This is a genomic window from Paracoccus nototheniae (assembly GCF_004335005.1).
GTDB lineage: Bacteria > Pseudomonadota > Alphaproteobacteria > Rhodobacterales > Rhodobacteraceae > Paracoccus > Paracoccus nototheniae.
In genome coordinates, this window is the sequence record NZ_RQRT01000100.1 from 1 (window position 1) to 8,942 (window position 8,942).

9 protein-coding genes are annotated in these 8,942 nt (G+C 67.6%); 3 read left to right on the forward strand and 6 right to left on the reverse strand.

Going from position 1 to position 8,942, the window contains the following annotated elements; all coding sequences use genetic code 11:
• Positions 1-111 precede the first annotated feature (111 nt).
• Complete coding sequence (locus tag EG885_RS20600) at positions 112-1,728, forward strand: GMC family oxidoreductase (RefSeq protein ID WP_131578410.1); 1,617 nt, start codon at positions 112-114, stop codon at positions 1,726-1,728.
• A gap of 39 nt (positions 1,729-1,767) precedes the next feature.
• Here the strand turns inward: EG885_RS20600 and EG885_RS20605 are convergent, their stop codons facing one another.
• The 5 genes from EG885_RS20605 to EG885_RS20625 form a co-directional block, all read right to left on the reverse strand.
• The gene (locus EG885_RS20605) at positions 1,768-3,102 is read right to left on the reverse strand and encodes a GH1 family beta-glucosidase (RefSeq protein ID WP_131578413.1); all 1,335 of its coding nucleotides are present in this window, start codon (positions 3,100-3,102) and stop codon (positions 1,768-1,770) included.
• 75 nt (positions 3,103-3,177) lie between these two features.
• A complete protein-coding gene (locus tag EG885_RS20610) occupies positions 3,178-3,993 on the reverse strand; it encodes a metal ABC transporter permease (protein ID WP_131578416.1) in 816 nt (271 codons plus the stop codon).
• The gene (locus tag EG885_RS20615) at positions 3,990-4,850 is read right to left on the reverse strand and encodes a metal ABC transporter permease (protein ID WP_131578419.1); all 861 of its coding nucleotides are present in this window, start codon (positions 4,848-4,850) and stop codon (positions 3,990-3,992) included. Before EG885_RS20615 ends, EG885_RS20610 begins: the two co-directional genes overlap by 4 nt.
• A 67-nt stretch (positions 4,851-4,917) precedes the next feature.
• The gene (locus tag EG885_RS20620; RefSeq protein ID WP_131578422.1) at positions 4,918-5,814 is read right to left on the reverse strand and encodes a manganese/iron ABC transporter ATP-binding protein; all 897 of its coding nucleotides are present in this window, start codon (positions 5,812-5,814) and stop codon (positions 4,918-4,920) included.
• Positions 5,807-6,712 carry a metal ABC transporter solute-binding protein, Zn/Mn family gene (locus EG885_RS20625; protein WP_131578424.1) on the reverse strand — a complete coding sequence of 302 codons (906 nt, stop codon included), beginning with the start codon at positions 6,710-6,712 and terminating at the stop codon, positions 5,807-5,809. Before EG885_RS20625 ends, EG885_RS20620 begins: the two co-directional genes overlap by 8 nt.
• A gap of 94 nt (positions 6,713-6,806) precedes the next feature.
• On the opposite strand from EG885_RS20625, the gene EG885_RS20630 reads away from it, so the two are divergent.
• Both EG885_RS20630 and EG885_RS20635 read left to right on the forward strand, forming a co-directional pair.
• The gene (locus EG885_RS20630) at positions 6,807-7,250 is read left to right on the forward strand and encodes a Fur family transcriptional regulator (protein ID WP_242679776.1); all 444 of its coding nucleotides are present in this window, start codon (positions 6,807-6,809) and stop codon (positions 7,248-7,250) included.
• 108 nt (positions 7,251-7,358) lie between these two features.
• A complete protein-coding gene (locus EG885_RS20635; protein WP_131578426.1) occupies positions 7,359-7,715 on the forward strand; it encodes a YigZ family protein in 357 nt (118 codons plus the stop codon).
• Between the two features lie 92 nt (positions 7,716-7,807).
• Here the strand turns inward: EG885_RS20635 and EG885_RS20640 are convergent, their stop codons facing one another.
• The gene (locus tag EG885_RS20640) at positions 7,808-8,788 is read right to left on the reverse strand and encodes a zinc-binding dehydrogenase (RefSeq protein ID WP_131578428.1); all 981 of its coding nucleotides are present in this window, start codon (positions 8,786-8,788) and stop codon (positions 7,808-7,810) included.
• Positions 8,789-8,942 lie beyond the last annotated feature (154 nt).

Here is an 8,942-nt window from a genome sequence, read left to right on the forward strand (position 1 = left end):
TCGATGGACAGGTTAGGCGAGGGTGTCTGCTGCGGCAAGCGGGGGCTGGCCCCCGCTTGCCGCAGCAGACACCCTCGCCTAACCTGTCCATCGAGGACGGAGGACCACCCCATGCAGAATTTCGGCGATTACGACGATATCATCGTCGGCGCGGGCTCGGGCGGCTGCGTGCTGGCCAACCGCCTCTCGGCCGATCCGCGTCGCCGCGTCCTGCTGCTCGAGGCGGGGGGGCATGACAACCGCCTGTGGGTGCATGTGCCGGTGGGCTATCTTTACGCGATGGGCAATCCCACGCTGGACTGGTGCTATCAGACCGAGGCCGAGCCGGGTCTGAACGGGCGGCGCCTGAACTATCCCCGGGGCCGGGTGCTGGGCGGCTGTTCTTCGATCAACGGGATGATCTACATGCGCGGGCAGGCGGCCGATTACGACGGCTGGCGGCAGATGGGCAATCAGGGCTGGGGCTGGGCCGATGTGCTGCCGCATTTCCGTGCGACCGAACGGCATTACGAACCGGCCTGCGATCTGCATGGCGATCAGGGCGAGCTGCGCGTCGAACAGCAGCGGCTGCACTGGCCGATTCTCGATGCGGTGGCGCAGGCGGCGCAGGATCTGGGCCTGCCCGCCCGGCCCGATTTCAACAGCGGCGACAACGAAGGCGTGGGCTATTTCCCCGTCACGCAGCGCAAGGGTATCCGCTGGAACGCGCGCAAGGCGTTTCTGGACCCTGTGCGCGGTCGCCCGAACCTGCGGATCGAGACCGATGCGCAGGTCATGCGGCTGAGCATGGAAGGGCGCCGGGTGACCGGCGTGGTCTTTGAACAGCACGGCCTGCGCCGGGTGGCGCGGGCGCGGGGACAGGTGATCCTTGCGGCGGGGGCGATCAATTCGCCCGCTTTGCTTGAACTGTCGGGGATCGGTCAGCCCGAACGGCTGGCCGCCCTTGGCATCGCGCCGGTCCACGCCATGCCCGGCGTCGGAGAGAATTTGCAGGACCATCTGCAGCTGCGCACGGTCTTTCGCGTGACGGGGGCGCGGACGCTGAACGACCGGGCGCGCAGCATCTGGGGGCGGGCGGGGATCGCGCTGGAATATGCGCTGCGGCGGACCGGGCCGATGGCGATGGCGCCCAGCCAGCTGGGCATCTTTGCCCGCTCGTCCGAGGCCTTCGCGACCGCGAATATCGAATATCACGTCCAGCCGCTGTCCTTGGGCAAGTTCGGCGACCCGCTGGACGATTTTTCGGGCCTGACCGTGTCGGTCTGCAATCTGCGGCCCGAAAGCACAGGGCATTGCCACATCACCTCGGCCGATCCGCGCGCGGCACCGTCGATCGCGCCGCGCTATCTGGGGACGGCGGGCGACCGGCAGGTGGCGATCGACAGCCTGCGCCATGCGCGCCGTCTGATGGCGACGGCGCGCATGGCCGCGTTTGATCCGCAGGAGCACCGCCCCGGCGCCGATCTGCAAAGCGACGATCAGTTGCTGCAGGCGGTGGGCGAGATCGGCACGACGATCTTTCACCCGGTGGGCACCACGCGGATGGGATCGGACCCGATGGCGGTGGTGGATGCGCAGCTGCGCGTCCACGGGCTTTCGGGGCTGCGCATCGCCGATGCGGGGGTCATGCCGCGCATCGTGTCGGGCAACACCCATGCGCCGGTCACCATGATCGCCAGCAAGGCCAGCGAGATGATCCTGCAGGCCGCCCGCGAGGGGGTCGCATGAGGGGGGCGCGTCCGTCGCGCCCGCCTGAACCGGGTCGCCCTAGCCCTTCAGCATGGCGCGAAAGGCGTGCCAGCTGGATTTGGGCGTGCGGGTCATCGTGTCGTAATCGACATGGACAAGGCCGAAACGGGGGCCATAGCCCCAGCCCCATTCGTAATTGTCCAAAAGCGACCAGTAAAAGAACCCGCGCACATCGACGCCCTGTTCGATGGCGGCCAGCGTGGCGCGCAGGTGATCGCCCGCGAATTGCACGCGGCGGGGATCCTCGGTGATCGCCGCGCCGGTTCCGCCCCCGGCTTCCAGCGCCATGCCGTTTTCGGTGACATACAGCGGCAGGGTGCCGGTATGGTCGCGGGCGAGGCGGGTCAGAAATTCGGTCAGCCCCTCGGGGCGGATCTCCCAATCCATCTGGGTGCGGGTTATCTGTGTCTTGGGCAGGGGGCCCGGCGCCTCGGAGGCATGGGGCCAAAGACCCTCGTTGCCGGTATACAGGCGGCGGGTATAGTAATTGACCCCCAGCCAGTCCAGCGGCTGCGCGATCAGCGCCATGTCATCCTGCCAGCCCTCCGGCAGATGCGGACCGATCCCCTGCAGCGCGGCCTGCGGGTAGCCCTGACCCATCACGGCGCGGATGAACCACTGGTTATAGATCGCGTCCTGCGTCCCGGCGGCCCGCGCGGCCTCGGGGGTATCATCGGCGGGATGGGCGGTCTCAAAGTTCAGCACGATCCCCAGATTGTCGGCGCCCTGGGCGCGCAGGGCCTGAATCGCCGTGCCATGGGCCAGCAGGACATGATGCATGGCGCGGGATGCTGCGCGGATGTCGCGCAGGCCCGGCGCGTGATGGCCCAGAAAATGCGACAGCCAGGCGATGCACCACGGCTCGTTCAGGGTCGCGGCGCTGGCGACGCGGTCGCCGATCCGGGCGTTGATGGTGATGCAGAGATCGGCGAAACGCGCGGCGATGTCGCGGTTCTGCCAGCCGCCCCGATCCGCCAGCGCGGCGGGCAGATCCCAATGGTGATAGGTCAGAAAGGGCCGCAAGCCCCGCTCCAGCATGCCATCGACCAGCGTGTCATAGAAATCCAGACCGTCCGGGTTCACCGTGACCCCGTCGGGCATCACGCGCGCCCAGGAGGTCGAAAAGCGATAGGCGTCGAACCCCGCATCGCGGACCAGATCCAGATCCTCGGGCCAGCGGGTCAGGTGATCGCAGGCGCGGCTGCCATTGCTGGCATCGATGATATTGCCGGGCGTGGCCGCGAACGTGTCCCAATGCGACGGGCCGGCGCCTGCCGTGCCCTCGATCTGATAGGCCGAGGTGGCGGCGCCGAAGGTGAAGCCTTGCGGGAAATCCAGGCGGTCGGGCAGCATGGGGCGGTCCTTTCTGATGGCGGCAACATGCTGGCATGAACCGTGTTGTCAGGAAAGGGGGGCAGAAAACAGCCGTCAGGGACGGGGCGCCACCTGCCGCCACAGAAAGGCCAGCACGAACATCCCCGTCAGGATCACGATGATCGTGGGGGCGGGTGCGCTGTCCAGCCAGAAGCTGGCCCAGATGCCCAGCAGGCTGGCCAGAATCGCAGTCACCGCCGCCAGCACCATCATCATCGCCAGCCTGCGGGTCAGCAGAAAGGCGATGGCGCCGGGTGCGATCAACAGGCCCACGGCCAGAATGATGCCCACCGCCGACAGCATCGCCACGACCGATGCCGCGATCATCGCCAGCATCCCGTAATGCAGCCAGCCGACCCGCAGCCCCGACACCCGCGCCTGCACCGGATCAAAGGCCAGCAGGGCGAAGTCCCTCCATTTCAGGATCAGGATGGCCGTGACCGCCGCCGCGATGGGCACGCCTTGGGCAAAATCCTGCGCGCCGATGCCCAGAATGTTGCCGAACAGGATATGGTCCAGATGCACGCCGGGCGGAAAGACCGTGAACAGGATCAGCCCAAGCGCGAACATGCCCGCCATGACCACGCCAAGCGCGGTGTCGGGCTTGATACGGCTGTTCTCGTCCAGCCAGCCCGATGCCAGCGCGCAGATCATCCCTGCCGCAAAGGCGCCGACCAGCAGCGGCAGGCCCATCGCATAGGCCAGCACGATGCCCGGCAGCACCGCATGGCTGATCCCGTCGCCCATCAGCGCCCAGCCCTTGAGGACCAGAAAGCAGGACAGCAGGGCGGCCGGGATGGCGACGATCAGCGCGATCAGCGCCGCATCCGCCATGACCGGATAGGTAAAGGGCAGGATCAGCGCGTTCATGACGGATCACCGATCGCGGCGCGGGCCCGCCTGCGCGCGGCGCGCAGCCCGTGGGTGGGGGCAAAGACGAAAGCTGCCAGAAAGATCAGCGTCTGCAGGGTGACGATGATGCCTCCGGTGGCGCCGTCCAGAAAGAAGCTGGCATAGGCGCCGATGGCCGAGGTCAACGTGCCGATGCTGACCGAGATCATGATCAGCCGCGGAAAGCGGTCGGTCAGCAGATAGGCCGTGGCGCCGGGCGTGACCACCAGCGCGATGACCAGAAACGCCCCCACCGTCTGCATCGCCGCCACCGTCGAGGCCGCCAGCAGGGTGAAGAACAGCGCCTTGAGGCGGTTCGGATGCAGGCCGATGGTGCGGGCATGGGTCTCGTCGAAGAACACCACCATCAGGTCGCGCCATTTCAGCAAAAGGATGGTCAGCGAGACGCCCGAGATCAGCACCAGCTGAATCACGTCGCCCGGCGCGATGGCCAGGATGTTGCCCATGGTGATCGCCTGCAGGTCCACCGCGACCGGGTTCATCGAGATCATGAACAGCCCGATCCCGAAGAACCCGGTGAAGATCAGCCCGATGATCGCATCCTGTTTCAGCCCCGTGCGGGTGTTCAGAAACAGCATCGCCAGCGCCGCCAGCCCCCCCGACAGAAAGGCGCCAAGCGCGAAGGGCAGGCCCAGCATATAGGCGCCCGCCACGCCCGGCACGATGGAATGCGAGAGGGCGTCTCCGATCAGGCTCCAGCCCTTGAGCATCAGATAGGCCGAGAGGAACGCGCAGACGCCCCCCACCAGCGCCGAGACCCAGATCGCGGTCGCCATGTAGCCATAGGTGAAAGGGGTGAGGATGAGGTCCCACATCAGGCGCCGCAGGCGGGGGTTTCACACCCCCGCACCCCCGTGGGATATTTTGGCCAAGATGAAAGGGTCATGGGGTTTTATTTCCGGGGTCGGGGCGTTCGGGGACGGCCTTGCGGTGGCGGTCGTCGTAGAAGACCAGCGGGCGTTCGTCATCGGTGAAGACATCGACGGCGCGTCCGTCGGCATCGTCATGCAGGTCGGTGCCGCCGAGCATGAAATGGCGGAGCGTGCCGCCGAAGGCCTGCCTCAGGTTGTCGGGGGTGAAGGTCGTGGCCGTGGGGCCGAAGGCCAGCACCGTGCCCTTGACCAGCACGACGCGGTCGCAATATTCGGGCACCGAGCCCAGATCATGGGTCGAGACGAGCATGACCCGGCCTTCGTCCCGCATCTGGCGCAGAAGCGTGATGATGGTCTGTTCCGTTTCGACATCGACGCCGGTGAAGGGTTCGTCGAGCAGGATCACCCGGGCCTTTTGCGCCAGGGCGCGGGCGAGGAAGACGCGCTTTCGCTGGCCGCCCGAAAGTTCTCCGATCTGGCGGTGGCGGTAATCGGTCAGGCCGACGCGGGCCAGCGCCTCGGTCACCGCGTCGCGGTCGGCGGGGCGGGCGCGGCGCAGAAAGCCCATATGGCCATAGCGGCCCATCATCACCACGTCCTGCACCAGAACCGGAAAGGTCCAGTCGACCTCCTCCGCCTGCGGCACATAGGCCACGAGGTTCTGCGACAGGGCCTGGCGCACGGGCAGGCCCAGAATGCGGACATGGCCCGAGGCATGGGGCAGAAGGTCCATGAGCGCCTTGAACAGCGTCGATTTACCGGCGCCGTTCACGCCCACCAGCGCTGTGACCGAGCCCTGCGGCACGGTAAAGGCGGCAGAGGCCAGCGCCCTGTGGCCATTGCGATAGGCGACGGTCAGGTCGCGGACCTCGATCCCCGGCCGGTCGTCGGATGCGGTGTCATTCATCAACGGGACCGGCGGTTTCGAGGGCGGTGACGATCGTGTCCGAGGTGACGCGCAGCAGGTCCAGATAGGTGGGCACCGGTCCGTCGCCGTCCGAGAGGCTGTCCACATAGAGGATGCCGCCATATTGCGCGCCTGTTTCCGAGGCGATGCGCCGGGCGGGGCGGTCGGAGACGGTACTTTCGGAAAAGATCACCGGGGCGTTCGTGTCGCGCATCAGGTCGATCAGCTGGCGGACCTGCTGGGGGGTGCCCTGACCTTCGGAATTGATCGGCCAGAGGAACATCTCGGTCAGGGCGAAATCGCGGGCGAGATAGGAGAAGGCGCCCTCGGAGGTGACCAGGATGCGGCGGTCTTGCGGCAGGGCGCGGGCGCGGTCGCGCAGGGGGCCGATGACGGCTGCGATCTGGGCCTTGTAGGCTTGGGCATTGGTCCGGAACGCCCCGGCATTGGCGGGATCGGCGGCGGCCAGCGCGGTGGCGATGTTGTCGACATAGAGGTTGGCCGAGTCCAGCGCCATCCAGCCATGCGGATTGGGCTGGCCGTCGTAATCGCCGCCCCGGATCGGCAGCGGGTCGATGCCGTCGCTGACGGTGATGATGGGCACGTCATCCAGCCGGTCGAGGAACTGATTGGCCCATGTGTCGAGGTTCAGGCCGTTGACCAGCACCAGATCGGCATCCGCGATGCCGATGATGTCGCGCGGGCTGGGCTGATAGCCGTGGATTTCCGCCCCCGGCGGGGTGATCGAGCGGACCTGCGCCAGAGGGCCTGCGACATTGCGGGCCATGTCGGCGATGACGGTGAAGCTGGTCGCGACGATGAGCGGATCGGAGGGCGGCGTTTCGGCCCGGACCGCAAACGGGGCGAGAAGCAAGAGGGCAGTCAGGGCGCGGATCATGGGAAGACTCCTTGGGTTGCGGCCTTTTTCTGCGAATCATTCGCAACTGTCAAGAGTTGAGAACCAGTTGCAACTGGGCAGAGGCTGCGGCAGAATGACCGATGTGGAAAAGGTGGCGGATATGGCGGATGTCAGGGCGGAGAGATTGGAGCGGGCCTTGCGGGATGCGGGCGTGCGGGTCACGCGGCAGCGCGCGGCGCTGTTGCGGGTGATTGCCGCCGCCGAGGACCATCCCGATGCCGCCGAGCTGCATGACCGGGCGGTGACGGCGGGCGCCGGGGTGTCGCTGGCCACCGTCTATCGCACCCTGACCACGCTGCGCGCGCAGGGCGTCATCGAAAAGCTGGAATTTCAGGGCGAGCCGGCCCGGTGGGAGGCCGCCGATCAGCGCCACCACGATCACATGATCGATGTGGACAGCGGCGAGGTGATGGAATTCACGAATGAGCGGATCGAGCGTTTGCAGGCCGAAATCGCCGCCGAGATGGGATATGAGATCGTCCATCACCGGCTGGAGCTGTATGTGCGCAGGCGGTGATGCCGGGATCGGGTGATGGCCGGGGCAGGGGGGCGCTGCCCCCCGTCCTGCGGACTCCCCCCGGGATATTTCGGGACCAATGCAGGCCGGAGGAATGCAGGAGGGGGCATGCAGGTTTTTGACCGGATCATATCGGACCGGGGGTCGCGCTATGCGGTCTCGGGCGGGGCGGCGGGGAGCCGGGCCGAGGTTGCCGGGCTGCTGGCCGATCTGCGATCGGTCAAGCGGTTTGCCAAGGCCACCCATCACAGTTGGGCGGTGCTGCTGGAAGACGGCATCGTCAAGGATGATGACGGAGAGGCCGGTGCCGGGCAGCTGATCGCGCAGATGCTGGAGCGAGCCGGGCTGCGGGGCCATGTGGTCATCGTCACGCGCTGGTATGGCGGCAAGCATCTGGGCGGCGACCGGTTCCGGCATGTGGCCGATGCGGTGCGTCATTACCTGCGCGAGACGGGTCTGGGGTGATCCTTGCGCGCGTCCGTCCTTGCGCGCGTCCGTCCTTGCGCGCGTCCGTCCTTGCGCGCGTCTGTCCGGCGCGCGCAAGGACGGCGGTTGCATCAGGGGCGGAACATCACCTTGCCCTCGCGGCCCGGGGTCAGGGCGGCGATGACCGCTTCGGCCGGTTGGTCCAGACCGAAGCTGCCGCCCGAGGGCAGCTTGAGCGTGCCGTCCATCACGAGGCCGATCAGTTCCGCGAACATGCGCTGGCGGTCGGCTGGCGGGGTGGCGGGCATGATGCGCGCCCCCCAGAAGCCCTTGACCGAGAGATGCTTGAAGATGATCGGGCCTGCGGGCAGCTGCAGATCCTCGCCGGTCATCGAACCGAAGGGGACCAGCAGCCCGTCCGTGCCCAAGAGATCGACCAGCCCGGCAGCCACCGTGCCGCCGACCGAATCGACCGCCGCGCGGGCGCCGTCGGGGCCGATGATGGCGCGCGCTCTGGCCACCCAGTCCGGGTCGCTGGTCGAGACGATGTCGGTCATGCCAAGCGCCGCCAGCTGTTCGGCGGCCTCGGGGCGGCGGACGAGGTTCAACAGGCGGATGCCGCGCGACCGGGCCAGCACGGCCATGATCTTGCCCACCGCGCCATTGGCGGCGGTCTGGATCACCCAATCGCCCCGGCTGACCTGCAGGAATTCCAGCAGGGTGATGGCGCTGAAGGGCATGGCGATCAGCTGGGCCGCGGCCTCGTCGGGCATGGTGTCGGGGACCGGGATCGTGCCCTCGGCCCGGGCGATGGCATAATCGGCCCATGCGCCGGTGACGCCTGCGACGGCGACGCGGCGGCCTTTCAGGGCGGGATCGGTGCCGGGGCCGGTCGCCTCGACAATGCCCACGGCCTCGCTGCCTGCGGTGGCGGGCAGCGAAGGACGGACCCCATAGCTGCCCCGGATGGTCCAGAGGTCGTGATTGTGGATGGGCGCCATCAGCACGCGGATCAGGATCTCGTCCGCCTGCGGTTCGGGGCGTGGGGCGGCGGTGGCGGTCTGCAGGACCTGGTCGGGTTCGCCGAAGCGGTCATGGGTGACGCTGCGCATGGGAAATCCTTTCGGGACGTTGGTCTGTGTCACCGCTGGATCTAGGTGCCCCAAGGTCGCGCTGCCAGAGGCAGGGCCGGTCGAAGAGGCCGACATGACCGCCCGCGAACGCCGCGCGCAGGATCATCTGCGCGGCCTGACCCCCAATTCGCGC

What these genes read in the sequence shown, in the direction of transcription:
- EG885_RS20600 (WP_131578410.1), top strand. Translation starts at nt 112, where the DNA reads ATGCAGAATTTCGGCGATTACGACGATATCATCGTCGGCGCGGGCTCG.
- EG885_RS20605 (WP_131578413.1), bottom strand. Translation starts at nt 3,102, where the DNA reads ATGCTGCCCGACCGCCTGGATTTCCCGCAAGGCTTCACCTTCGGCGCC.
- EG885_RS20610 (WP_131578416.1), bottom strand. Translation starts at nt 3,993, where the DNA reads ATGAACGCGCTGATCCTGCCCTTTACCTATCCGGTCATGGCGGATGCG.
- EG885_RS20615 (WP_131578419.1), bottom strand. Translation starts at nt 4,850, where the DNA reads ATGTGGGACCTCATCCTCACCCCTTTCACCTATGGCTACATGGCGACC.
- EG885_RS20620 (WP_131578422.1), bottom strand. Translation starts at nt 5,814, where the DNA reads ATGAATGACACCGCATCCGACGACCGGCCGGGGATCGAGGTCCGCGAC.
- EG885_RS20625 (WP_131578424.1), bottom strand. Translation starts at nt 6,712, where the DNA reads ATGATCCGCGCCCTGACTGCCCTCTTGCTTCTCGCCCCGTTTGCGGTC.
- EG885_RS20630 (WP_242679776.1), top strand. Translation starts at nt 6,807, where the DNA reads ATGACCGATGTGGAAAAGGTGGCGGATATGGCGGATGTCAGGGCGGAG.
- EG885_RS20635 (WP_131578426.1), top strand. Translation starts at nt 7,359, where the DNA reads ATGCAGGTTTTTGACCGGATCATATCGGACCGGGGGTCGCGCTATGCG.
- EG885_RS20640 (WP_131578428.1), bottom strand. Translation starts at nt 8,788, where the DNA reads ATGCGCAGCGTCACCCATGACCGCTTCGGCGAACCCGACCAGGTCCTG.